This window comes from Paraburkholderia sp. BL18I3N2, from assembly GCF_003001875.1.
Classification (GTDB): domain Bacteria; phylum Pseudomonadota; class Gammaproteobacteria; order Burkholderiales; family Burkholderiaceae; genus Paraburkholderia; species Paraburkholderia phytofirmans.
Genome location: NZ_PVNC01000007.1, coordinates 91,838 through 114,968, shown reverse-complemented (window position 1 = coordinate 114,968; position 23,131 = coordinate 91,838). Strand labels below are relative to the sequence as shown.

The 23,131-nt window shown below is 63.8% G+C and carries 21 protein-coding genes and 1 riboswitch; of the genes, 10 read left to right on the top strand and 11 right to left on the bottom strand.

Going from position 1 to position 23,131, the window contains the following annotated elements; all coding sequences use genetic code 11:
• The first annotated feature begins 117 nt into the window (after positions 1 to 117).
• Both B0G75_RS20305 and B0G75_RS20295 read left to right on the top strand, forming a co-directional pair.
• Positions 118 to 447 carry a hypothetical protein gene (locus tag B0G75_RS20305; RefSeq protein WP_106309395.1) on the top strand — a complete coding sequence of 110 codons (330 nt, stop codon included), beginning with the start codon at positions 118 to 120 and terminating at the stop codon, positions 445 to 447.
• Between the two features lie 315 nt (positions 448 to 762).
• Complete coding sequence (locus B0G75_RS20295) at positions 763 to 1,224, top strand: hypothetical protein (protein WP_106309392.1); 462 nt, start codon at positions 763 to 765, stop codon at positions 1,222 to 1,224.
• 112 nt (positions 1,225 to 1,336) lie between these two features.
• Here the strand turns inward: B0G75_RS20295 and B0G75_RS20290 are convergent, their stop codons facing one another.
• From B0G75_RS20290 to B0G75_RS20280, 3 genes are all read right to left on the bottom strand, one after another.
• The gene (locus B0G75_RS20290) at positions 1,337 to 3,211 is read right to left on the bottom strand and encodes a glycosyl transferase family 1 (protein WP_106309389.1); all 1,875 of its coding nucleotides are present in this window, start codon (positions 3,209 to 3,211) and stop codon (positions 1,337 to 1,339) included.
• A gap of 139 nt (positions 3,212 to 3,350) precedes the next feature.
• The gene (locus B0G75_RS20285; RefSeq protein WP_106310035.1) at positions 3,351 to 4,634 is read right to left on the bottom strand and encodes a DUF3443 domain-containing protein; all 1,284 of its coding nucleotides are present in this window, start codon (positions 4,632 to 4,634) and stop codon (positions 3,351 to 3,353) included.
• Between the two features lie 59 nt (positions 4,635 to 4,693).
• On the bottom strand, positions 4,694 to 5,158 hold the full coding sequence (locus tag B0G75_RS20280; protein WP_106309386.1) for a DUF2844 domain-containing protein: 465 nt from the start codon (positions 5,156 to 5,158) through the stop codon (positions 4,694 to 4,696).
• Positions 5,159 to 5,618: 460 nt separating this feature from the next.
• On the opposite strand from B0G75_RS20280, the gene bamC reads away from it, so the two are divergent.
• Together bamC and B0G75_RS40735 are read left to right on the top strand one after the other, a co-directional pair.
• Positions 5,619 to 6,848 carry an outer membrane protein assembly factor BamC gene (gene bamC, locus B0G75_RS20275; protein WP_106309383.1) on the top strand — a complete coding sequence of 410 codons (1,230 nt, stop codon included), beginning with the start codon at positions 5,619 to 5,621 and terminating at the stop codon, positions 6,846 to 6,848.
• A 181-nt stretch (positions 6,849 to 7,029) separates the two neighbouring features.
• Positions 7,030 to 7,185, top strand: coding sequence for a hypothetical protein (locus B0G75_RS40735; RefSeq protein ID WP_181309311.1), 156 nt, complete (start codon positions 7,030 to 7,032; stop codon positions 7,183 to 7,185).
• A 496-nt stretch (positions 7,186 to 7,681) separates the two neighbouring features.
• On the opposite strand, the gene B0G75_RS20270 is transcribed toward B0G75_RS40735, so the two are convergent.
• From B0G75_RS20270 to B0G75_RS20245, 6 genes are all read right to left on the bottom strand, one after another.
• Positions 7,682 to 8,608 (bottom strand): DMT family transporter, encoded by a 927-nt coding sequence (locus B0G75_RS20270; RefSeq protein ID WP_106310032.1) that lies wholly within the window; start codon positions 8,606 to 8,608, stop codon positions 7,682 to 7,684.
• A gap of 427 nt (positions 8,609 to 9,035) precedes the next feature.
• Positions 9,036 to 10,634, bottom strand: coding sequence for an L-lactate permease (locus B0G75_RS20265; protein WP_106309380.1), 1,599 nt, complete (start codon positions 10,632 to 10,634; stop codon positions 9,036 to 9,038).
• 336 nt (positions 10,635 to 10,970) lie between these two features.
• The gene (locus B0G75_RS20260) at positions 10,971 to 11,465 is read right to left on the bottom strand and encodes a hypothetical protein (RefSeq protein ID WP_106309377.1); all 495 of its coding nucleotides are present in this window, start codon (positions 11,463 to 11,465) and stop codon (positions 10,971 to 10,973) included.
• 153 nt (positions 11,466 to 11,618) lie between these two features.
• Positions 11,619 to 11,831 (bottom strand): glycine zipper 2TM domain-containing protein, encoded by a 213-nt coding sequence (locus B0G75_RS20255; RefSeq protein WP_106309374.1) that lies wholly within the window; start codon positions 11,829 to 11,831, stop codon positions 11,619 to 11,621.
• A gap of 255 nt (positions 11,832 to 12,086) precedes the next feature.
• Complete coding sequence (gene thiC, locus B0G75_RS20250) at positions 12,087 to 14,018, bottom strand: phosphomethylpyrimidine synthase ThiC (protein ID WP_012433656.1); 1,932 nt, start codon at positions 14,016 to 14,018, stop codon at positions 12,087 to 12,089.
• Between the two features lie 93 nt (positions 14,019 to 14,111).
• A riboswitch (TPP riboswitch) is annotated at positions 14,112 to 14,230 on the bottom strand.
• A 151-nt stretch (positions 14,231 to 14,381) separates the two neighbouring features.
• Entirely contained in the window at positions 14,382 to 14,792 is a 411-nt protein-coding gene (locus tag B0G75_RS20245) for a GreA/GreB family elongation factor (protein ID WP_106309371.1), read from the bottom strand.
• A gap of 439 nt (positions 14,793 to 15,231) precedes the next feature.
• On the opposite strand from B0G75_RS20245, the gene B0G75_RS20240 reads away from it, so the two are divergent.
• The 5 genes from B0G75_RS20240 to B0G75_RS20220 all read left to right on the top strand — a co-directional run bounded on the left by B0G75_RS20240 (position 15,232) and on the right by B0G75_RS20220 (position 19,237).
• Positions 15,232 to 16,077 carry a thioredoxin family protein gene (locus B0G75_RS20240; RefSeq protein ID WP_106309368.1) on the top strand — a complete coding sequence of 282 codons (846 nt, stop codon included), beginning with the start codon at positions 15,232 to 15,234 and terminating at the stop codon, positions 16,075 to 16,077.
• A 30-nt stretch (positions 16,078 to 16,107) separates the two neighbouring features.
• Positions 16,108 to 16,749 (top strand): cytochrome b/b6 domain-containing protein, encoded by a 642-nt coding sequence (locus tag B0G75_RS20235; RefSeq protein WP_106309365.1) that lies wholly within the window; start codon positions 16,108 to 16,110, stop codon positions 16,747 to 16,749.
• A gap of 40 nt (positions 16,750 to 16,789) precedes the next feature.
• Complete coding sequence (locus tag B0G75_RS20230; RefSeq protein ID WP_106309362.1) at positions 16,790 to 17,581, top strand: molybdopterin-dependent oxidoreductase; 792 nt, start codon at positions 16,790 to 16,792, stop codon at positions 17,579 to 17,581.
• A 117-nt stretch (positions 17,582 to 17,698) separates the two neighbouring features.
• Positions 17,699 to 17,944 (top strand): pentapeptide MXKDX repeat protein, encoded by a 246-nt coding sequence (locus B0G75_RS20225; protein WP_106309359.1) that lies wholly within the window; start codon positions 17,699 to 17,701, stop codon positions 17,942 to 17,944.
• A gap of 363 nt (positions 17,945 to 18,307) precedes the next feature.
• On the top strand, positions 18,308 to 19,237 hold the full coding sequence (locus B0G75_RS20220) for an EamA family transporter (protein WP_106309356.1): 930 nt from the start codon (positions 18,308 to 18,310) through the stop codon (positions 19,235 to 19,237).
• A gap of 33 nt (positions 19,238 to 19,270) precedes the next feature.
• Here B0G75_RS20220 and B0G75_RS20215 read toward each other — a convergent pair whose 3' ends face one another.
• Complete coding sequence (locus B0G75_RS20215; RefSeq protein WP_106310029.1) at positions 19,271 to 21,319, bottom strand: NADPH-dependent 2,4-dienoyl-CoA reductase; 2,049 nt, start codon at positions 21,317 to 21,319, stop codon at positions 19,271 to 19,273.
• 342 nt (positions 21,320 to 21,661) lie between these two features.
• On the opposite strand from B0G75_RS20215, the gene B0G75_RS20210 reads away from it, so the two are divergent.
• Positions 21,662 to 22,456, top strand: coding sequence for a DUF4397 domain-containing protein (locus B0G75_RS20210; protein ID WP_106309353.1), 795 nt, complete (start codon positions 21,662 to 21,664; stop codon positions 22,454 to 22,456).
• A 309-nt stretch (positions 22,457 to 22,765) separates the two neighbouring features.
• On the opposite strand, the gene B0G75_RS20205 is transcribed toward B0G75_RS20210, so the two are convergent.
• Positions 22,766 to 22,900 carry an entericidin A/B family lipoprotein gene (locus tag B0G75_RS20205; RefSeq protein WP_106279338.1) on the bottom strand — a complete coding sequence of 45 codons (135 nt, stop codon included), beginning with the start codon at positions 22,898 to 22,900 and terminating at the stop codon, positions 22,766 to 22,768.
• Positions 22,901 to 23,131: the final 231 nt, after the last annotated feature.

The window sequence follows — 23,131 nt, the reverse complement described above, 5'->3', positions numbered from 1 at the left end:
AATCCGAAGCGCGGCGTGGCGCGTATAAATGGTGTGGTCAGCGTTGGCCGTCGCGTGTGGGCTTGTTGTGTGCCGGGCGCGACTTGATCCTTTCACTTCATTTTGCCGGAGGCAGGTATGAAACGAACATCGACGATGTCGCAAGTAGGGCGGGTTTTGCTGTGCGCGGCCGCATGCGCGATCGCCGCGCAGGCGAGCGCGCAGGGTTTGAGCCCGCAAGACGACATGAACGCGCCGCAAAACAGCACGCGCTTGATGCCGAACGCGGCGCGAGGCAGCGAATATCCGACGCACGGCAACCAGCAAGCAGGGGAAATGAACCTGAATCCGACCGACCCGCGCGCGCAACTGGTCAACGGCTTGCCGAATCACACCAATTCTGGCGGTTACGGTTCGCCGCTCGCCGGTGTGCGCACCTACGTGCAACCGCCAATGCCGTCGAATTGAGCGGACGCGCGGACGACGGTCGTGCCGCATCGCGCACTGGACAGCAGCGCATCCCTGCACGGACTGTTCTGTTCAATCGAGCCGCTTTCGGGCGATGGGGCCGCGTGTGGCCTGAATACGGGCACGAGCAGAGTCCGACCACGATCCGCAGCGTGTCGTTCTGCGTGACCACAGAGACGCCGATGATCACAAGGATCAGCCGCAACAGCGCGTTGCCATAGCGCAGGATCGATGCGCCCAGTCGGCGCGCGATGCCGCTGCCGGTCAAGCAGGCCGTAAGCTACAATTGCCGACGGCTTGAAAAACGGAACATCAATGAAGATTCGGATTCTCCCTCTCGTTTGCGTCACGACCGCTGCTGCGCTGCTGGCGGGCTGCACGGCCGTCTACAAGAATACGGACGCGTGCGAACAGTTGATGCGAAGCAAGCTGGCGGAAACGTCGCCCGATACGCTCAAGATCACTCATGCCGCCACCGGCATCCACGGCTCGCGCGTGGTGGTCGAGGGATCGATCGAACATGTGGCGGCCCCGGCGTCCGCGCCCGCGGAGGCGAGTGCGCCGCTTGCGGCTTCGGCGGTGGCTGCGGGTGCGGCAGGGGCGTCAAGCGCATCAGACGCGTCGGCAACCAAAGCGTTCTGGTTCAAATCTGCCAGGACGCGGAAGACCGTCACGCCTGCGGCTGCGGAGTGCACGTTCAACGGCCCGACGTTGAATGTATTCAACTGGCTCGCGCCGGCCAATCTGGTGACACCGGCTGCCAGCGCGACCGAGTAGCACAGAGCGCGCGCCGGAATTCAAGCCATCCTTATTCGCCTGGCTCGCGCCGGCCAATCTGGTGACACCGGCCACCAGCGCGACCGAATAGCACAGCGCGCGGCGCTGAAACTCAAGCCATCGCCTCGTCTCGCTTGCGTTGCTTCGCCCGCACCCGCGCCAGCACGCATTCAGCGAACGCCTGCGGACGCCCTTCAAAGCAACGCTCCACTGCCCGCGTATCGATCAGACGCTGCCGCAAGGCCGTGCGCTCGTCGTGGGCGTCGATCATTCGCACGGCCGCGGCGATGTAATCCTCGACGCTCTCCGCCGTGGTCCACGACGGCATGCCCACGCGCTCGAACAGCGCGCCGTCGATCCGCTCGAACACTTCCGGCCCGCGCTTGCAGATGCCGGGCAAACCCAGCGTAAGCGCGTCGACGATACCGTTGGTATTGCCGAACGGAAACGGGCTGAGAAACAGATCGGAACGATTGACGCGCGCCAGATAGCCCGCATATTCGTGAAAGCCATGGACGAAGGCGCGCGGCAGCGTCTGGCGGATCACATCGCGCATGCGTTCGAGCGGCAAACCGAAGGGCACGCCGCTCATGAAGTGAAACTGGACCGGCGCCTCCGCACGCTCGCCGATTTCACGGCACGCTTCGAGAAAGCCGGGATTGAGCTTCATGGCGCTGGCCGTGATGACGATCTCCAGCGTCTCGCGTGACGGCGGAATCTCGGCGACGATGTCCGGCAGCGCCACCGACGGCCGGTACGGTTGACCGTCTTTCGGCAGCTTCATCAGACGCTCGCTGAAACAGGCGGCGTCGCCGACGTAGTCTTCCTCCACGCTGACGCAATCGATCTTGTCCGAGTGCGTGGTGGCCGGGTGGCCGAGTCCGGCGATTTGCAGCGGCGCGATGCGCAGGTTCGACATGAACACCGTGAGCGCGAACATGCCGACGCTCGGCATATAGAGCACGTCGGGCTGTTCCGCCTCGGCGAAATCGCGAATCGTTTCAAGACATTCCCCGATATATTCCGGCTCTTCCAGTTCGATGAAACGGTCGAACACCGCGCGCCCGATATCGTCGACGGCGTAGCCGAAGCCGAACGCCACCACTTCGAAATGCTCGCGCGCGGCTTCGAGCGTGAGCGAGTGCGTGCGGTAGATAGAGTGGGCGCCGCTGAACCATTCGAGCACGACCACCATGAGCGGTTTTTTGCCACTTTGCTTGCGGCTTTTCGCGCGCGCCGGTCTTGCCGCGGGAATATCGGTCAGTCCCAACTGGTCCAGCTTGCGGCGGACCAGCGCATTGATGTCCCGCTTGATCTCGTGCCGCCGCGGCGTGTCCGCGTAGCTGCAGAACATATAGGCGTTATGCAGCAGGGCGGTGGGCAGCTCGTCGAGGTCGTCGATCTGCTGCAGTTTGCCGGGCAGCCATTCCATTAGCGCTTCGCGCTTGAGGTGCGCGCTCGCCGAGCCCTTGAAGACCGGCGCCAGCAAAACAAGTGCAAGACAGGCGGCGAGCGATTTGTCATAGGCCCACAGTGCGGCGAAGTCGAGTTCCAGTTCGGACTCGGTCGAATAGAGTACGCAGAGTTTTTCGATGAAGCTGTCACCGGGCAGAAACTGCGTGTTGTCCGGACCACGCGGATTCAGGTGACGGCTTACGTGGTCCGCATTGCCGAACGGCGTGCAGGCAAACACCAGTCCAATCCATTCATGCAGTGTCAGGAGCAATCTGAAACACTCGGGCGGCAACTGGAATGTCGGGTCCGCGAACAGGGTCGAAGCCGCGCTCGCGAGGCGTGTGCAGAAGCGCTTGCGTTGCTCGTCGGGTGGCAGATCGGCCATGCCCGAGGCGCGAAAGCTGCCGTCCAGTTCGCCGCGCTTCTGTTGCAGGAGCGCCAGCGCGGCAATGAACTGGATCGCGGCTTTTACATGCTGCCGCGTGTAGACGAGCTGCTCGAAATGATCGAGCGAAAAAGTGGATTCTTCCATCTGCCGACAAGTCCAGAATTTGCATGACTAACTAATTGAAACGGAGTTAGCCGGAGCGTGGAATTATCTCAGCCGATGGGTCCCAAAACTGCTCGCCAGATGAGTTTGCGAAATTTCAGCGTCGAAAGAAGCCGTCGGTTCAGAACGCGTAGTACGGCCCCGGGCCCGCGGACGTCTCGCGCGACGCGATGGCGGTATAGACGCGTCGTCCGAAGAAGAACGGCAAGCCCCAGCCGAAGCCGCTGCTGGCCACGCCGGCCAGATTGTTGAACGCGTTGTTCGACGACGCGAACAGCGCGCTCGAATTGCCGATCGCAAACGACACCGTGTTCGACGCGCCATCCGTACCGGTGATCGCGGCGTTCGCGGCTTGAGTCGAAGCCGGGCAGTACCAGAGGCCGCACTGCGGGAACTGGCTCGTGCGGAAGAACAGCCCATTCGAGCCGCTGTCGACATAGCTCTGCGAATAAGTCTGCCCGCCGCTCGTGGTGACGACGTAGCCCGTCACAGGATTCGCCTTGAGGACGCTGGCGCCGTTCAGCGTGTTGTTGGCCTGGGTGCCGATGCCGAAGATCATCGAACCGGATACGCTGGCCGCGCCGGCATCGGCGATGGCCGGCAGGTCGATCACCACGCCGTTGTTGTCGAGTGCAAAGCGGCTGACCGGATTGGTCACCTGCTGCGCGAGGGCTTGCGTGCTGGCGAGGCAGGCGCCGCTGGCGTCGCAACTGTAGTACCAGCGCGGCAGCGCGGCGCTGACGCAGCCGCTGCCGCAGTCGGCCGCGAACAGGCCCACGCCGAGAATGCCGTTCGAGCGCAGACCGGCCACCGTCTGCATGGCGCGGCCGGATCCTGTGCAGTCGGCGGGCACGGTGGAGAGCGCGGGATCGGCGATCGTCTGGATCGGGATCGAGGCGGCCAACTGGCCCGCCATGCGGACGTCCGCGCTGCGCACCGCGCCCCACGTATAGCCGCCGCCGAACACCGCGCATTCGCCCGCAATCCCGCTGCCCGACGCGATCGCCGCGAGCGGCAGGTCTGCCGGCAATGCGGACGCGAGAATCCTGAGTCCGTGCGAGCCGGTGTCGACCTGGATATTGTCGATCGTTGCGCAATGGCTGGTGCCGGGCTGGCAGACGGTGACGCTCGTCGTCAGCATGTTGCGCGTCAGCCCCGGCGCGGCGCTGACGGCGATCGGCTGGACGTTGGGCGTATTTGACCGCGGCACCGAGGCGCGTGGACTCGCGCCCGAGGCCTCAGGCGGCGCGGCGGCTGCCGGCGCGCTGGCGGCGTTTGGGCTGCTGCCCGGTGCGGCCGAGCCGGCCTGGGACGTGGCGGCCGGTGCGCCGCCACCACCGCCGCCGCATCCCGCCAAGGCGACGCAGACCAGCAGCAGGGCATAAAAGGAAAGGGTGGATTTCATGGCGTGGCCCATGTTCGTGGGGACGTAGTTCTGATGCAGGGTGTTTGCGCGGGGGCGCATCACTGGAAATCGTCGGCTGTCACGCCGGGCGGGAGCGCCGTCGGCAGCCATGCGCGGCCCGCGTAGCCGCGCATCGGGCCGCCGGATTCCACGATCACGTCCGGCCGCGCCACCCGTGAGACATGCAGATTGCCGTCCGCTGTCGCCGCGGCTGCGCCGGTGCGATACGAGTCGGCGTACTTGCCGAGCAGCGCGGGCAAGTCCGGCATGGTCGGGCCTTGCCACGCGTAGGCGATGATCTGGCCGGTGCTCGTTGCGTACTCGGCGATGGTGGTGTTGCCCGCGTCGATGAGCGTGCGCATGCGCAGCGCCCCGTTCAATATGGCGCGCGGCGCGCTGGCGCTCGCCTCCGCTTTAGACGGCATGACGCCCCCCAATTCGGCGCGCGCATCGAGGCTCGCGGACAAAGCGGCAAAAGCAATCGCCGAGGCTGCGAGAGTCGGCGTAAGAGTAGGCAATGGCATGACAGTCGGTCCCGTGGCTGAAGTACTCAAAGGCTTCTGGTGATGTCGATTTCAAGATATCACTCGGGTTTTTGAACCGTTACTGGAAGCCATATCCGGCTAATTCGATATATCGAAATTGGCCGTGAGCGGAGCTCGGAAAGTGCTGTCGAATCAATGATCTGACGATGGCGTAGGGCGCATCTGACACTGCGTTGGGAAATGTGGGCAAACGTTAAATATGCCGTGCGTCAGGTCGCTTTCAGGCGCGAAAACGAGCCGCTTGCGGCTCACGGAAAGGCTCACGGAAGTGGACGCTTCGGTGTCCTTCCCGCGTGTCGATTCCGCGTCGTTTGCACGCGTCTCGCGCTGCTCAATTCACGGACAAACCCGGGTTTTTGCACATGACTCGCCGGGATCGGTAAAATGTTGGGTTGATCCACGGAAACTTGCCGTGGCGTAGCGGAAGGATTCCCCGAACATGACTGATCTTCGTCTTACCAAGCGGTTTGCAGTAATGCTGATGGCAGGCGGTCTGGTCGCCGGCTGCGGCACGTCGTCGCCGACCAAAGTCGACTACAAGAGCGACTCGAAATCGAAGCAGGTGTCACTTGCCGTACCGCCGAACATGATCGATGAGACGGCCGATCAGCGTTCGTTGCCCCCGCAGGGCGGCGAAACCTCGTTGTCCACGCTCAAGCAGGTTCAGGCGCAAGCGCCGTCGGCCAATTCCGTGGTGGTGGCGCCGGCGGTCAACGGTATGCATATCCAGCGCGACGGCACGGAAAGCTGGCTCGTCATCGACAACAAGGCGCCCCAGCAGGCATGGCCGCAGATTCGCCGCTTCTGGCAGGAACAGGGCTTCCTGCTGGTGGTCGATCAGCGCGACAAGGGCGTGATGGAAACCGACTGGAACGAAACGCACGCGCAGATCAACGAAGGCCTGATCCGCAATACGCTGTCCAAGGCCATGGGCAACAGCTACGTGACCTCGGAGCGCAACAAGTACCGCACGCGTCTGGAAGCGGCACCGAACGGCGGCACATATGTGTTCGTCAGCCAGAAGGGCATGCGCGAGGCGCTGACCGGCACGAACAACGACTCGAGCACGTGGGTGGCGAAGCCGAACGATCCGGGCCTCGAGCAGGAATATCTGAAGCGCCTGATGGCGGCGCTGGCGCTGGCCGATTCGCGCTCGAAACCGGCTGATGCGCAAAACGCCGATCTGTCGGCCGGCGCGCAAACGGCGCCGAACGCGGCCACCGCGGGCGCCAAATCGGCGGCTGCGGCCACGGCGGCGCAAAACGTCTCGCTGTCCGCCCAGCAACCTTTGCCGGATGCTGACGCCAACGGCGCCGAAGCCCAGCTTTCGTCGACGGAACTCACGCTCGGCGAGCCGTACGACCGCGCATGGTTGCGCGTGGGCCTCGCGCTCGACCGCAGCAACTTCACCGTCGACGACCGCGACCTGACCCGAGGCCTGTACTTCGTGCGCTATGTCGATCCGAAGGACATGACGTCGGCGGAACAGGGCTTCTGGAGCCAGGTTTTCCACGGCAAGAAGGAAAAGGTTGCCAAGCAGTATCTGGTGAACGTGCGCGCGGTGACGCCTAACCAGACGCGCGTGGCCGTGGTCGACGACAAGGGCACGATTGACCAGAGCCCGCAGGCCAAGCAGATCATGAGTCTGATGGCCGACCAGTTGCACTGAGCAGGGCCGCCGCAGGCGGCAACGCTATCTGAAACCCGCCCGGGAAAGACTCCGGGCGGGTTTTTTTATGTCTGGAGATTCCGGCAATACCTGGCCGACACGCGATCGTCCGGCGCGTGCGCACGTCTTTTGCTTGGTTCTCCGAATACCGGTCCGAGCCGGCGTTCAACGGGAGATGGCCATGTTCGACGTGATTCCTTACTGGATGTGGGCGGCAAGCTTGCTCGTCCTGGCGCTGGTATGCGGCGCAGCCTTGAGCCCGCGTGAATCGCGGCGGCCAACCGGCCTGCGGGTTGGGCATGGCGCGGTTCAGCGCACGAAGTGGCCGACGCTTTGACCCGACCCGTCAACGAGGCCGCCTTGTGCGGCCTCATGTAACGTGACGTTACCCCGGTGACGTAACTTTCGATGCCTTCCTGAATACCTTCCTCCGCAACGTCCGGCGGCAGAAAAAACAATAGAAATCAAAAGTTTGCCGCTAGTTTTTAACAATACAGAAAAACTGGCACACAAGCTGCTTTTATAGGCTCATGGGGCCGGATTGCATGACCCGGCATGAGTTGGCAGCGATTCTCGATCGATGATCCCCAGCCATCCCAGACCATTCCAGCATCGGCCGACGAACCGGTGCTTTGCCCGATGACGGCCTGCGCACGTAGCGCGCGGCCTCGGTGGCCCCGTCGCCTATCCTCGTAGGGCGACGGTTTCGCCCGCACTCCGATATGGAGTGCGGGCTATTTTTTTAGTGTTCGGGATTCGTTGCGGCCGTCGGGGCGGCGGGAGAGATGACAGTCGGCGACGCCGGGCAAGCGTCGCGCGAAATGACGCGAGTATCAGGTATCGGCGCGGCGCGTGCCGAGCCACGGCAGCCGTTTGATCACGCCGGTGGCGAGCGCGGTGCCGACCAGGATCACGCCGCAGCCTTCCAGCATGCCGGGCGAGACACCTTCGCCGAGAAACAGCGCGCCCCACAGAATGCCGAAGATCGGAATGACGAAGGTCACCGTAATCGCACGCGCCGGTCCGGCCACCGCGATCAGATGGAAGAACAGCATATACGCGACGCCGGTACAGGCGACGCCGAGCGCGATCACCGCGCCCCATGCGTGCAGCGAGATCGGCGCGGCCGGCCAGTAGATCACGGCGAGCGGCAGCAGCACGATGGTGGCACCGGTCATCGTGCCGGTGGCGACGGTGAGGGCGTCGACGCCGGTCAGATGGCGCTTGGTGTAGTTGGCCGCGACGCCGTACAGCAAGGTGGCGCCGAGCGCGGCGCCCGCCGCGAGCGCCGTGGTGAGCGGCGTGGCTGGCGTGCCGTTGGGCGCGGCGATCTGATCCCATACCAGCATCAGCACGCCGAGAAAGCCGATCACCAGACCGAGCGTGCGCAGCGCGCTCAATCTGTCGCGAAGCCACAGAAAGCCGACCAGCGCGCCCCACAGCGGCGTGCTCGCATTGATCACGGACGTGACGCCCGCCGACAGCGTCAACTCGGCATAGGCGAACAGGCAGAAGGGCGCCGCCGAATTCAGGATGCCGACCACTAGCAGCGGGAAGGCCCGCGTACGCAGGATCGTCGCGGACTGGCGCAGCGGACGTCTCGCGATCAGCACGATCGCGAGAAAGGCTGCGCCGATGCCGACGCGCAGCGCCATCAGAGGCGCGACGCCGAAGTCGGTGACGCCGACCCGGATGAACAGGAAGGAGGCGCCCCACAGGGCGGCGAGGATCAGCAACTGGAGCAGGTTTTTAGCATTCATCGAGATGGCGCCGCGCGCGGTTGAGTCGCGACGCCTGTGCATCGTAGCAGCGCAGTCGTGCGAAACGTTTCAGGCTGGAATGAAACGGCAAGATCCGGGAGACGGAGGCGTTTGACAATCGGTGATCGTAAGCGCAGCGGCGGCCCGCGCAAAACGAGCAATTCTCACGCTGATGTGAGAAATATTGCGATCAGGATGGCGAAGCGGGGCGGAGATGCGGAGGCGGATGATAAAGCTCACGTCCGCAACGTGAATTTTTTTGCCGCAGCGCACCAGTCGCGGAGAGCCGGCGAACTCGCTCGAGCCTGTTCCGGCCAAAGCGACGCACGCCGGCGTCCACGCGGCCTCTGCCCGCCACTCGGAGCGCATCGCGTGAGTCGATCAAACGGGTTGTGCGGGCCGCGCAGCCCGCACAACCGGACCCGCCTCAATGCGGAATCATCCACTGCAAGAAATTCTGCTGCAGCCACACCAGCACGCCGAGCAGCACCGTCAACAGAATCGAATGCTTGAAGGTTTTGGCGAACACTACGCCTTCCTTGCCTTTGAGGTCGGTGGTCGCCACCCCGGTCGAAATGTTTTGCGGCGAAATCATCTTGCCCATCACGCCGCCCGACGAGTTCGTGGCCGCCATCAGAATCGGGTTGAGATTCAGTTGATTGGCCGCCACCACCTGCAGGTTGCCGAACAGCGCGTTACCCGAAGTGTCGCTGCCGGACAGGAACACCGCGACCCAGCCGAGGAACGCCGACACCAGCGGAAAGAACGGTCCGACCGACGACACGCCGAGGCCGAGCGTATACGTGAGCCCGGAATAGTTCATCAGATACGCGAGCCCGACGATGGTCGCCACCGTCAGGATGGCGATACGCGTCTGCACCCACGTATCGGCGATGGCCGCGCCGAACTCGCGCGGGCTCAGTTTGACCACGGCCGCCGTAATGAGCGCGGCGACCAGGATGGCGGTGCCGGTGGCGAGCGGCTGGAAGTCCCATACCGCGCCGTACGGCGTGTTGTACAGGGTGATGAAGACGGCCTTGTCGAGCCCCGGCCACGGCACCTTGACGTCGCCGATCAGGAAGATCTTCGCCACGGTCCAGACGATCACCACCACCGACACGATGATCCACGGATACCAGCCCTGGCCGCCGCCGATCTTGCCGCGCACTTCACCCACGCGGTCGATGTTGACCGCGAACTTCGGATCCGCCGCGGGCTTCCAGACGCGCAGGAAGGCGATCGTCACAATGAGCGAGACCATCGACGACAACACGTCGGTCAGGCTGTAGTTCACATAGTTCGACGCGACGAACTGCGTCAGCGCGAAGCTCGCGCCCGACACCAGCAGCACCGGCCACACCCGCAGCATGTTGCGAAAGCCCGCATAGACGCCGATCACATAGAAGGGCAGCAGGAACGCGAAGAAAGGCAACTGCCGTCCGACCATCTTGGCGAGCGAATCGGCCGGCAAATGCGTGACCGCGCCGAGCACGGTGATCGGCACGCCGAGCGCGCCGAAGGCGACCGGCGCGGTATTGAAGATCAACGTGAAGGTGAGCGCTTCGAGCGTGGGAAAGCCGAGCAGAATCAGCAGCGAACTGGTGATGGCGACCGGCGTGCCGAAGCCCGAAATCCCTTCGAGCAGCGCGCCGAACGAAAACCCGATCACCACTAGCACCACGCGCCGGTCGTTCGGCAGGTTGTCGATCATCCACATGCGAAAGGCCGCGAAGCGGCCCGAACGTTGCGAGATGTTGTAAAGCAGGATCGCCGCGAACACGATCCACATGACCGGCCAGCAGGCGAACACGGCGCCGGCGACCACCGAGTCGACCGCGAGGCCCACCGGAAATTGCCAGACAAAGATCGCCACGATCAAACCGACGATCAACCCTGCGAGCGATGCCTGCCACGCCGGCCGGCGTGCCCAGCCGAGCAGAAGCAGCACGACGACGATCGGCAACGCCGCGACGAGGAACGATGGCAATAGCGAATTGCCGACAGGAGTGAGTAGTTGGTGAAACATCACGTCTCCTTCATTGTTGTTCGGACTCGACGCGGCACCACGCACTCCGGAGCGCGTCGCTATGGCATGACGGATGAGTGTCGCCAGCACGCGGGAGCGGCCGGGAGCGCTTTTTTAAACGGATACTGCATGTGGCTTACCAAGCATAGAACCCAGCCGGGCCGCGTCAAGAAGGGAAACTACGGGCGAAGCGGATCGGCGCCGGGAGCGCGGCTTGCGCGGGCCGTTGACGCGGCACGCAGCGCGCGATGTCGCGCGGGCACCGCACGGCACCGCGGGACTCTGCTGTGCAAGCGCATCGTGTGAAGATCAGGAGGTTGAACGGCGTAGGTGGCGTTAGTGCCAATGGCCATGGCCGCCCCATCCGCCGCCGTGGCCACCCCAATAACCACCGAATCCGACGCCGATCGACACCGACGGTCCATACCAACCCGGATAGCCGTAGTAGGCCGGGTAGACCGGTGGCGGATAGTAAACGGGCGCGGGTGCGACATACACGGGCGGGGCGGCGACCGCGTATGTCGGCGGCGAGGTTGCCTGACCTGTCTGCGCTTGTTGCGACTGCTGTGGTTGCTGTTGAGCCGCTGAGTAGTCGTCTTGCCCGACCGGGACTGCCTGTTGCGTTCCCGCTGCGGGGACCGCCGTCGCGTAATACGGCGAATAGCCCGCCGGATAGTAACCGTACGGGTAATAGCAGCCGGAGAGCGTGAGCAAACAGACCGCGCCGCCGAGCGCGATGCCTGCTTGCGAGAGACGTGGAAAAGACTGGGAAAAGCGCAGCGGCAACCGCTGACCGATCGCACACGCCGTGTTGATGAGGCGGGACTTCATGACGCGCTCCTGGTTGAATCGAACGCCGCAATCAGGGCGTCACGTCATGAGCTTACGCCGCCTCTGGGCCAACAGGATTGCAAAACCGTAACGGCTTATTTCGCCTCGTTGCAGCCGGTGTCGCGACCTGTTGCCGTACGCTTCATTTGTCGATTACTTGCCCACCTCATGACCAATGACGCCGCCCGCCGCCGCGCCGCCGAGCGTCGACAGCGCATTGCCGCCGATCGCCGCGCCCGCCGCGCCGCCCAGACCCGCGCCGATTGCCGTGTCGCGCCCCTGACGGCTCATGCCCTCACATGCGGAAAGGCTCACCAGGATGGCCGCGATGGCCGCAAACGTACCGATTTGACGTATCGATTTCATGATGTCGACTCCAGTAGTTATGGTCGGCAGTAAGCACCGCCCCTGCATTTGATGGTATCGCCGCATCCTGTATCCAGATGTGTGCGCTTGTCAGCGAACCGACGGTTTCGTAATCAAATGTTGTTCTTCATCTAGCACGCGGCGTGCCCGGGTCGCGCAAACGCAAAAGCCCGCCAGTGGCGGGCTTCGTTGCTGCAAGGAGAGGCTTGGCGGATCGGGTGGCGTAATGACGACGCCCGATCCGCGAGTCGAACCTTACTGCCGCTGATAAATCTCAGCGCCTTTCTTCATGAACTCGATCGACTTCACTTCCATGCCTTTCTTCAATGCTTCGTCGTCGGTGACGCCTTGTTGCGCGGCGAACTCGCGCACGTCCTGCGTGATCTTCATCGAGCAGAAGTGCGGGCCGCACATCGAGCAGAAATGCGCGACCTTTGCCGAATCCTTGGGCAGCGTTTCGTCGTGGAATTCGCGCGCCTTGTCCGGATCGAGACCGAGGTTGAACTGGTCTTCCCAACGGAATTCGAAGCGCGCCTTGGAGAGCGCGTTGTCACGCACCTGCGCGCCCGGATGGCCCTTCGCCAGATCGGCGGCGTGCGCGGCCAGCTTGTACGTGATGATGCCGGTCTTGACGTCGTCCTTGTTCGGCAGCCCGAGGTGTTCCTTCGGCGTGACGTAGCAGAGCATGGCCGTGCCGAACCAGCCGATCATCGCCGCGCCAATGCCCGACGTGATGTGGTCGTAGCCCGGAGCGATGTCGGTCGTCAACGGTCCCAGCGTGTAGAACGGCGCTTCGTCACACCATTCCAGTTGCAGGTCCATGTTCTCCTTGATCAACTGCATCGGCACGTGGCCGGGGCCTTCGATCATGGTCTGCACGTCGTGCTTCCACGCGATCTGCGTGAGTTCGCCGAGCGTTTTCAGTTCGCCGAGCTGCGCTTCGTCGTTGGCGTCGTAGATCGAGCCGGGACGCAGGCCGTCGCCGAGCGAGAAGGCCACGTCATACGCCTTCATGATTTCGCAGATGTCTTCGAAATGCTCGTACAGGAAGCTTTCCTTGTGATGCGCGAGGCACCACTTCGCCATGATCGAGCCGCCGCGCGAGACGATGCCCGTCATGCGCTTGGCCGTGAGCGGCACGTATTGCAGACGCACGCCCGCGTGAATCGTGAAGTAATCGACGCCTTGCTCGGCCTGTTCGATCAGCGTGTCGCGGAAGATTTCCCACGTCAGGTCTTCGGCCTTGCCGTTGACCTTTTCCAGCGCCTGGTAAATCGGCACCGTGCCGATCGGCACCGGCGAATTGCGGATGATCCACTCGCGCGTTTCGTGGATATGCTTGCCGGTCGACAGATCCATCACCGTATCGCCGCCCCAGCGGATCGCCCACGTCATCTTGTCGACTTCCTCGCCGATGGAGGACGTCACCGCCGAGTTCCCGATGTTCGCATTCACCTTCACGAGGAAGTTGCGGCCGATGATCATCGGTTCGCTTTCCGGGTGATTGATGTTGTTCGGGATGATCGCGCGGCCGCGCGCCACTTCTTCGCGCACGAATTCCGGGGTGATCGCCGTGAGGCCGTTCGGGCCGAACGCGCTCGCGCCGAATGCCTGGCCCGGGTGCTGGCGGCCCATCATCGCCGCGAGCTTTTCGCCGTTCGGGCCGCTCGTTTTGAGGCTTTCCAGATACTCGGCACGGCGCTGGTTCTCGCGAATCGCGATGTATTCCATTTCCGGCGTGATGATGCCTTTCCGCGCGTAGTGCATCTGCGAGACGTTCTTGCCGGCGATCGCGCGGCGCGGCGTGCGATGCAGGCCCTTGAAGCGCAGATCGGCGGTGGCCGTGTCGGCTGCGCGCTCGCGGCTGAAGTCGCTCGACAGACCCGTCAGCGCTTCGGTGTCGCCGCGCTCTTCGATCCAGGCCTGGCGCAGTGCGGGCAAACCGGCGCGGATGTCGATCTTCGCTTCCGGATCGGAGTAAGGGCCCGACGTGTCGTAGACATAGACCGGCGGATTTTTTTCGCCACCGAAGCTGTCGGGCGTATCGGCCTGCGAGATTTCGCGCATCGGCACGCGGATGTCGGCACGCGAGCCGGTCACGTAGACCTTGCGGGAATTCGGCAGCGGCGCGACAGCGGCTTCGTCGACGTGAGCGTCGGCGGAAAGGAACTTCGGATTGGCGTTCATCTGTATCTCCTATGCAAAGCTATATGGGGCGGCTAAGCAGGAGACGAGACGGAAGTAGTCGGAATTCGCGAGAGATGAGGCGATAAGGCTTGGGTGCGAAATCCGTACGCTTCCCTGCGCTGGCATTATCCAGATCAGGTTCAAAGGGTATTTCTCACCCACGCAGCACGGACCTCCGACCTCCGTGCGACGCAGGACCCCCGCGTTAGCAGCGCACACGATACACCGGCCGCCCGCTGCTTGGCAACCCATCTAGAAAATTCGAATGACGGAAATAGCAGCAGGCCGCTACGCGCTTCTGTGGATCGACGGGGCAGCCGGAGATGATGCCGAAAAAATTACGCGTGACGTGCGGGGCGTTGCTTACAACGTGAAATCGTCGGCGGCTTCGGGCTGAAACAGGATCTTTTCCAGCTTCAGCACTTTCTCCGTGCCGCTCGGCGGCGTGAAGCGGATGCGCTCGCCGCGTTTGGCGCCGAGCAAGGCGATGCCGGCGGGCGAGAACACATTCAGGCGGCCGTGCGCGAAGTCCGCATTGGGCGGATAGACGACGGTCCAGGTCATCTCCTCGCCGCTAGTTTCGTCGACCAGCGTGGCTTGTGAGTTCATCGTGACGACGTTGGCCGGAATCTCGCGCGAATCGACGATCACGGCGCGTTCCAGCACGTCGTCGAGCATGTCTTGCAAATGCGCTTGCGCGCCGGCTCTGGCAGCGTGTTTCTCGAGACGGGCGACGTCGAGTTCGGTGAGATAACAGGTTTTCGTCTTTTTCACGACGGGTACTCCAATTCGATCTACATTTGAGGAAACAGCGTGCGGATGAGATCGGCCCGGAGCCCGGCAACGCGGCTCAGGCAATGGAGCGAGCAGCGTTAGATCGGGCGCCGGGCGGCGTGGAGCGGGAGCGTTCGGGACGGCTCGCCGGCGCGACGCGGCATGAGTTCCGCGCGCGCGCAGCCGGTTGCGCGACGGGGGCGCAAGCGGAAGAAGGCACGGGAAGTCGGAAAGCGCATCGAGGTAGCCGGCGGGTAACGAAAGAGAGTGAAGAGGACGCCGCCATTCATCTGACTGAACGCGCGCAATAGAAAGGCTAATGTTAGCACGCGAGTCGTGCATCGCCCGGCGTCTTCGCGCTTCAGGAAAAAAGTTGGAACGGGCTGTCATAACCGGGCGTGCGGTTCGACAAACGTGCAGATCCTGATTGGAGCACGCCATGCAAACCGCCGGACCCCGCCGAGACGATCGGCGCTTCACTCGAAGCATCGCGCTCGCTGTCGCGCTGACCACGCTTGTGACCAGCGGTCTCGCGGACGCGGCCGGCGCCATCTGCAGCGCGCATAGCCCGGCGCATCGCGTGGCGCTGGTCGAGCTGTACAGCAGTGAAGGCTGCAATAGCTGCCCGCCCGCCGACAACTGGCTGAGCCAATGGAAGAACAGCGGCGCGACGCAAAGCATCGTGCCGTTGGCGCTGCACGTGGATTATTGGAACAGTCTCGGCTGGACCGACCGCTTCTCGCAACATCGTTTCACCGAACGTCAGCAGGCGCTCACCGATCTTGCCGGCGGGCACACCATCTACACGCCGGAAATCTTCGTCTCGGGACGCGAGCTGCGTAGCTGGTCGCAACGCGACAGTTTCGAGAGCCGCATCGGCAAGGTCGTCGCCGAGCCGGCGCAGGCGAACGTCGCACTAGAACTCAAAGCGCAGCAGGCGTCGGGTGCGTTCGACGTCACGGCGCAATTCACGAGCAAGTTGGCGGACACGGCCGGCCAACTCGACGCCTACGTCGCTGTCTATGAAAACTCCCTGAGCTCGCAAGTCGGCGCCGGCGAAAACAGCGGCGTCACCTTGCATCACGAACGCGTCGTGCGGCAATGGATCGGCCCGGTGCCGCTCGTCGCGGGCGACGCACAGATTCGCCGCGATATCCGCATCCAGGACGCCGTCGCAGATGCCAACCTCAACGCGCCCGCCGACCGCTTCGGCGTGGTCGCCTTCGTCGAAAACGCGGCCACCGGCGATGTACTGCAGGTGGCCGAACTGGCCGCGTGCCATTGATCGCCGCGTCCGCGCTCACAGGAGAGTTTCATGGCAACCCATCATGCACTTCGCGACAGCGTGCCGTCGGCCCAGCCGAAAAACAGCGGTGCGATTCATCCGCTGTGGGTGCGTCTCACGCATTGGCTCAACGCGCTCGCGGCCATCCTGATGATGCTGTCGGGCTGGCGCATTTACGACGCTTCGCCGATCTTCCCGGCGTTCCATTTTCCGCCCGCCATCACGCTCGGCGGCTGGCTCGGCGGCGCGCTGCAATGGCATTTCGCGGCGATGTGGCTGCTGGTCTTCAACGGTCTGCTGTATCTCGCGTTGAACCTCGCGAGCGGGCGCTTCGTGCGCAAGTTCCTGCCGGTGTCGCCGCGCGCCGTGCTGCACGATTTCGTCGCCGCGTTGACCGGCAAGCTCTCGCACGCCGACTTGCGCGTCTATAACGCGGTGCAGAAATTCGCCTACCTGTTCGTGGTCTGCGATCTGATCGTGCTGGTGCTCTCGGGTCTCGCGATCTGGAAGTCGGTGCAGTTTCCGCTGCTGCGCGAACTGATGGGCGGCTACGACAACGCGCGCATCGTCCACTTCTGCGCGATGTCGCTGATGGCCGCGTTCATCGCCGTGCATCTGGTGATGGTGGCGCTCGTGCCGCGCTCGCTGCTCGCCATGTTGCGCGGCCGCTGAGCCGTTCATCCGCTAAAGCGAACATTACGGATACCGAATCATGAACCAACCCGCTCGAAACTCCACTCGTTCTGCCGGCCAGAAGCTCGACAGCGAATCGATCCTGATCGACGCGCGCCGCGAACTCGCGATGCCGTCGCGGCGTCTGTTCGGCAAACGCCTTCTGACGCTGGGCGGCCTGTCGATGCTGACCGGCTGCTCGCTCACCGATGACGACTCGGTCAACAAATTCCTCACTGCCGTCTCGCGCCTGAACGACCGCGCGCAAGCGGCGTTGTTCGATCCGAAGCAACTTGCGCCGACCTACACCGAAGCGCAGCTCACGCGGCCGTTCCCGTTCAACGCGTTCTACGGCATCGACGACGTACCCGAAGTGAACGGCGCCGACTACAAGCTGCAGATCAGCGGACTCGTGACCGGCCAGCGCGTCTGGACGTTGCCCGAACTGTACGCGCTGCCGCACGCCGAGCAGATCACACGGCATATCTGCGTGGAAGGGTGGAGCGCGATCGGCCGCTGGGGCGGCACGCCGTTTGGCGACTTTCTGCGGCGCATCGGCGCGGACACGAGCGCGAAGTACGTCGGCTTCAAATGCGCCGACGACTACTACGAAAGCATCGACATGCCGACCGCGCTGCATCCGCAAACGCTGCTCACGTTCTCGTACGACGGCGAGCGCCTGCCCGCGAAATACGGCTTTCCGATGAAGCTGCGCATGCCGACCAAGCTCGGCTACAAGAATCCGAAGCACATCGTCGAGATGTTCGTCACCAACACGTATCCCGGCGGCTATTGGGTCGACCAGGGCTACAACTGGTTCGGAGGCTCCTGACGCGCGGGGGTCGGCGCCGCTGGAACGGCGGCGCGACCTCGGACGGCAGAAGCTTCGGAAATACGCCGGCTGGCGCTCTGGCCGGTTTTGATTCATCCATAACCAAGGAGTCATCCCATGAAAAAGTTCGCACTTGCAGCACTGACCATCGCTCTCCTGACCAGCGGCGGTGCCGCGTTCGCCCAGGCAAGCGGCGCCATGTCCAACGATTCGATGTCGAAGGACACCATGTCGAAAGATGCCATGTCCAAGGACAGCATGTCGAAGGGCGGCATGAAGAAGGACACGATGAAGCATGACAAGATGAAAAAGGGCGACGCGATGGGCATGAAGCACGAAGCATCGGGCGCGATGGCCAACTGAGCCGTCCTGACTATGCGGCCCGCATAGCGCGAGCGCGCCGGGCCCGCACGACAGAAAGCCGGGGCATGTCCCCGGCTTTCTGTTGCAAGTACGCCAACAAGTTACGATTCTTTCAAGCGACGCGGTGGGCGCTTACTGCATAATGCGATGCGCGCCAAACGTTTGGCGCGTGTTCGCCGTGGCTCGATCAGTCCCGATCGCCGCGGCGTTGTGGCCCCATTGGCCATCTATCGTCCTTCCGTTCCACCGACATGTCCGCCAGCCTCGCCCGTCAGACCGCATCGCCCGTGCGGTGTCCGCCATCCCGCCTAAGGGTCTTCAGCGGGGGCGCAGCACCTCGAGCGGCTTGGACGGGTTGAACGCATGTCGCTGCAATTCCTGAATCGTTTTTCGCGTGGTTTCCCGATCCGTCTGCCGCAATCGCGCAACGGGCAGATCGCGCTCGCGCTCGCCGTCGTCTATCTCGTGTGGGGTTCGACGTATCTCGCCGTGCACGTCGCGCTCGGTTCGTTTCCGCCGCTGCTGCTCTCCGGGATGCGCAACCTGTTCGCCGGCGTAGGGCTGTTCATCTTTGCCGCGCGTCGCAATCCGGTCTGGCCGAGCGCCGCCGAAATCCGCAACGCCGGGCTCGTCGGCACCATGCTGGTCGGTTTGTCGAGCGGCATGCTCGCCTATGGGATGCGCACCGTCGGCACGGGCACCGCCGCGGTCATGGTCGCGACCGTGCCGCTGTTCGCGACGGTGATCGCGGCGGTGGCGGGGCGCAAGATCGGCCGCGGCGAGTGGTTCGCGGTCGGGCTCGGTCTGGTCGGCATTGCGATTCTCAGCCATGGCGACAGCGCGCCCGGCTCGGCAGGCGGGAGCCTCGCGATTCTGTGCGGCGCGCTTTTTTGGGCCGGCGGCGCGCATCTGGCCGGGCGTCTGAAGCTGCCCTCGGACCTGTTTCTCTCGACGTCGCTGCAAATCGGCCTGGGCGGCGCGATGTCGACGCTGGTCGCGTGGGTCTCGGGCGAGCGGATGCTCGAAGTGCATTTCCTGCCGGTGCTGGCGTTCATCTACCTGATGCTGATCGGGACGATGGCCGCTTATGTGGCGTACGGTTTTCTGATCCGGCACACCAGTCCGATCATCGCCAGCAGTTGCATGTATGTGAATCCGGTGGTGGCCGTCGCGCTCGGCGCGCTGCTGCTCGGCGAGCCGGTCACTCATTCCACGGTGGTCGCGACGATCGTGATTCTGGCGAGCGTGGGGCTGTCTTTCTGGTTCGATTACCGCAAGAAGGGACTCGCCTGAGTTTGGCCTGAAGCGGGCGACGACCCGCTTGCTTCACAGCGCCGCCGCCACTTCCGCGCCTTCGCGAATCGCGCGTTTCGCATCCAGTTCGGTTGCCACCTTCGCACCGCCGATCACGTGATAGCGCGGGCCGTCGGCGTGGTCCGTCTTCGCGTCCGCCGCTGTCTGCGGAAGCAGATCGCGCAGCGATTCCTGCCCCGCGCACACGACGATCGTGTCCACCTCCAGCCACTCTTCGACGCCTTCACGCGCGATCTTTAAGCCGCGCGCACTGATCTCCCGATACGACACGCCGTCGAGCATCTTCACGCCGTTTCTCGCGAGCGTCGCGCGATGCACCCAGCCGGAGGTCTTGCCGAGTCCCATGCCGAGCTTGCCGGCCTTGCGCTGCAACAGCCAGATCTGCCGCGGCGGCTGCGCCGGCGCGGGCGGCTTCAGCCCGCCGCGTTCCCGCACGGCCAGATCGACACCCCATTCGTCGAGCCACGCATCGCGCGGCACGGGCAGTGGCTCGCCCGTGCGATGCAGCAGAAACTCGCTGACGTCGAAGCCAATGCCGCCCGCGCCGATTACGGCGACGCGCTGACCGACCGGCGCACCGCGCAGCACATCGACATAAGACAGCACGTTCGGCCCGTCGATGCCGGCAATCGCCGGCCGCCGCGGCACGATGCCGGTGGCGACGATCACGTCGTCGTAAGCGCCGGCGGCGAGCAGCGCGGGATCGACGCGCGTCTCGAGCCGCACGTCGACGCGATGGCGCTGCAACTGGCTCTGAAAATAGCGGATCGTCTCGCTGAACTCTTCCTTGCCCGGCACGCGCATCGCCAGATTGAACTGGCCGCCGATCGTTGCGCTTGCATCGAACAGCGTCACGCGATGCCCACGCGCGGCGGCCACGGTCGCCGCCGACAATCCCGCCGGACCCGCGCCGACCACCGCGATCGAACGCGCGGCCTGCGCGCCGGCGACCGGCCGGTAGATCAGTTCGGTTTCGCGCCCCGCGCGCGGATTGACGAGGCAGGTGGCGCGCTGGTTCTTGAACGTGTGATCGAGACAGGCCTGATTGCAGGCGATACAGGTATTGATTTCATGCGCGCGTCCCTCGGCGGTCTTCACGACGAACTCGGGATCGGCCAGTAGCGGCCGCGCCATGGAAACCAGGTCGCCGGCGCCTTGCGCGAGCAGCGCTTCGGCGAGTTCGGGCGTATTGATGCGGTTCGACACGATCACCGGCACCTTGACGGCCGCCTTCAATCGCGCGCTCAGTTCGGCGAAGGCCGCGCGCGGCACCGAGGTCACGATGGTCGGCACCCGCGCTTCGTGCCACCCGATGCCGGTATTGAACATCGTCACGCCGGCCGCTTCGAGCGCCTGGGCGACCTGCACGGTTTCGTCCCACGTATTGCCGCCTTCCACCAGATCGATCAGCGAGATCCGGTACACGACGATAAAGCGTTCGCCGCACACCGCGCGCACCCGCTCGACGATCTCGCGCGCGAGCCGCATGCGGTTTTCGATGCTGCCGCCGTAGGCGTCGGTGCGGTGATTGGTGCGCGGGCACAGGAACTGGTTGAGCAGATAGCCCTCGCTGCCCATGATCTCGATGCCGTCATAGCCCGCGCGTTGAGCGAGGCGCGCGCAGCGTGCATAGTCGCGCACGGTCTTCGCAATGCCGGCGATGCTCAGCGCGCGCGGCTTGAACTTCGAGATCGGCGATTTGATCGCCGACGCGGAGACCACGAACGGCTGATAGCCGTAACGGCCCGCATGGAGGATCTGCAGCGCGATCTTGCCGCCTTCGGCGTGCACGGCCTCGGTCAACTTCCGATGATTGCGCAGATCGAGCACGGAATTGAGCGTGCCGCCGAACGGCAACAGCCAACCCTCGCGATTCGGCGAGATGCCGCCCGTGACGATCAGGCCGACGCCGCCCTTCGCGCGCTCGCGGAAATACGCGGCGAGCTTCGGGTAATTCCAGAAGCGGTCCTCCATGCCGGTGTGCATCGAACCCATCACCACGCGATTGCGCAGGCGAGTGAAGCCGAGGTCGAGTTCGGCGAGTAAGTGGTGGTAAGACATGCGGAGGACCGTGTAAGTATTGGGCGCGCACGAACAATACACCGCGCGGTGTGCCATCCCTCCGAGGAAAAATTCTAATCCTCGCAACTCGTTGCTCCGTAAGACATTCTTCAGCCGCCACAATCCATATCGAAGCGCGCGGCACGCGCATTGCTCGAAGCGAGCGTCCATCGACACGAACCGTGCGATGGCAGCAGGGATAGGAGGGGGCATTCCGTTTCGCAGAGCTGGCCTGAACCGTTCGTATGACCAACGAACAAGTGTCAGACGGCGTGTTGTGCGAAGCGGACGTCCACAAAATCAATGGGGCGTAAGCCCGACGAATCGATATAGGTGAACATAATGAAACTGATCCGAACCATGGTGGCGATGGCTGCCGTTGCATCCGTTCTGAGCGCATGCGGTGGCGGCTCTGACGACGTCGGTAAGGAACTCGGGCTGACCAATCCGGAGATCCATTTCATCCACGCCATTCCCAGCGGCCCGGCCGTCGACTTTCTCGTGAACGGCAGCGCGCCCTCGGGGCAGACCAACATCAGCTATAAGGGTGTGACGAACCTCACCAATATCAACACGGGCGCGACCACGGTCGCCTACTCCGCGACCGGCACGACGACCGCGCTCGCGAGCGGCAGCTTCCCGGATGTCGCGAAGGGCCACGAATACACCGTGCTCGCCTTGCCGGGTCTGACCGCGCCGGACATCGGCCTGATCGACGATCCGTTCGACAAGGGTCTGCTCTCGAATAGCGCGCGTCTGCGCGGCTTCAACGCGTCGGCGAACGCGACCAACCTCGACCTGTATCTGGTCCAGTCCACCTCGACCAACATCACCAACGTCTCGCCGACGATGGCCGGCGTGGCCTTCAAGAATGCAGTGCCGGCGAGCGGTCAGGATTCGATCTATGTGTCGGGCGGCACCTACGTGCTGATCGCGACCACGGCCGGCAGCAAGACGCCGATCTTCCAGTCGCCGGCCTTCACGCTGTCGAACAATGCCGACTGGCTGGTAACGTCGGTGCCGATCGCGGGCGCGCTGAGCCAGCTCGTGCCGGGTCAGATCCATTTGCTGGTTGCGCAGAACGGCAATACGCAAACACCGAGCGTCGAGTTGACGAACACGCTCAACGGTCAATAAGCGCTGACCAAAGCGCCGGCTGAGCGCATGCAATAAGTGGTAAGTCCTGGGGAGGACGGAGCGGCGATCCACGTGAGTGGATCGCCGCTTTGTTTGCGGCCTTGACCGGGTGATGGCCGACACCCGCAACACCCGCAACACCCGCGGCTTCTACAAGGCTTGGCAACACCCGCGGCCTCGACCACGGCCCGCGAAGACGAACAAAAACGGCCGCATAAAAAAACCCGCCACGGTGTCCCGCGGCGGGCTATCCCTGTCCTTCATGCCAGACGCTATCAAGCGCCCGGCGTCTGCTTCGTTATGCGCTGCTTATTTGGCCTTTTCGGCCGAGTTCGTGATGGCGTTGCCACCCTTCGAAATATCCTGCCCGGCCCCCGCCATCGTGTTGCAACCGGCGAGCGCAGCTGTCCCTGCAATGAGAAGCAAAGCGATCAGTCGATTCATGAAAGTTCTCCTTGTCGAGAATGCATTGGTTGACGTGCCCATCTTTACGGCACGCGCCAGCCGAGCTAGCTGCCGTCCGACCGGGGCTTACGCCAGTCGATCCGGTCTGATTGCATGGTAAAAAAAGGGCGGGGGCGGCGCTGTCGGCTGGGCTGCGATTTTCTTGTAGGCGTACTCCGGTGTTTGCGTCGGCGCACTCCTACAAGTCGCCGCAACGTTGCGCGAGACGTT

Coding starts and splice junctions, on each gene's coding strand:
- B0G75_RS20305 (WP_106309395.1), top strand. CDS start 118: ATGAAACGAACATCGACGATGTCGCAAGTAGGGCGGGTTTTGCTGTGC.
- B0G75_RS20295 (WP_106309392.1), top strand. CDS start 763: ATGAAGATTCGGATTCTCCCTCTCGTTTGCGTCACGACCGCTGCTGCG.
- B0G75_RS20290 (WP_106309389.1), bottom strand. CDS start 3,211: ATGGAAGAATCCACTTTTTCGCTCGATCATTTCGAGCAGCTCGTCTAC.
- B0G75_RS20285 (WP_106310035.1), bottom strand. CDS start 4,634: ATGAAATCCACCCTTTCCTTTTATGCCCTGCTGCTGGTCTGCGTCGCC.
- B0G75_RS20280 (WP_106309386.1), bottom strand. CDS start 5,158: ATGCCATTGCCTACTCTTACGCCGACTCTCGCAGCCTCGGCGATTGCT.
- bamC (WP_106309383.1), top strand. CDS start 5,619: ATGACTGATCTTCGTCTTACCAAGCGGTTTGCAGTAATGCTGATGGCA.
- B0G75_RS40735 (WP_181309311.1), top strand. CDS start 7,030: ATGTTCGACGTGATTCCTTACTGGATGTGGGCGGCAAGCTTGCTCGTC.
- B0G75_RS20270 (WP_106310032.1), bottom strand. CDS start 8,608: ATGAATGCTAAAAACCTGCTCCAGTTGCTGATCCTCGCCGCCCTGTGG.
- B0G75_RS20265 (WP_106309380.1), bottom strand. CDS start 10,634: ATGTTTCACCAACTACTCACTCCTGTCGGCAATTCGCTATTGCCATCG.
- B0G75_RS20260 (WP_106309377.1), bottom strand. CDS start 11,465: ATGAAGTCCCGCCTCATCAACACGGCGTGTGCGATCGGTCAGCGGTTG.
- B0G75_RS20255 (WP_106309374.1), bottom strand. CDS start 11,831: ATGAAATCGATACGTCAAATCGGTACGTTTGCGGCCATCGCGGCCATC.
- thiC (WP_012433656.1), bottom strand. CDS start 14,018: ATGAACGCCAATCCGAAGTTCCTTTCCGCCGACGCTCACGTCGACGAA.
- B0G75_RS20240 (WP_106309368.1), top strand. CDS start 15,232: ATGCAAACCGCCGGACCCCGCCGAGACGATCGGCGCTTCACTCGAAGC.
- B0G75_RS20235 (WP_106309365.1), top strand. CDS start 16,108: ATGGCAACCCATCATGCACTTCGCGACAGCGTGCCGTCGGCCCAGCCG.
- B0G75_RS20230 (WP_106309362.1), top strand. CDS start 16,790: ATGAACCAACCCGCTCGAAACTCCACTCGTTCTGCCGGCCAGAAGCTC.
- B0G75_RS20225 (WP_106309359.1), top strand. CDS start 17,699: ATGAAAAAGTTCGCACTTGCAGCACTGACCATCGCTCTCCTGACCAGC.
- B0G75_RS20220 (WP_106309356.1), top strand. CDS start 18,308: ATGTCGCTGCAATTCCTGAATCGTTTTTCGCGTGGTTTCCCGATCCGT.
- B0G75_RS20215 (WP_106310029.1), bottom strand. CDS start 21,319: ATGTCTTACCACCACTTACTCGCCGAACTCGACCTCGGCTTCACTCGC.
- B0G75_RS20210 (WP_106309353.1), top strand. CDS start 21,662: ATGAAACTGATCCGAACCATGGTGGCGATGGCTGCCGTTGCATCCGTT.
- B0G75_RS20205 (WP_106279338.1), bottom strand. CDS start 22,900: ATGAATCGACTGATCGCTTTGCTTCTCATTGCAGGGACAGCTGCGCTC.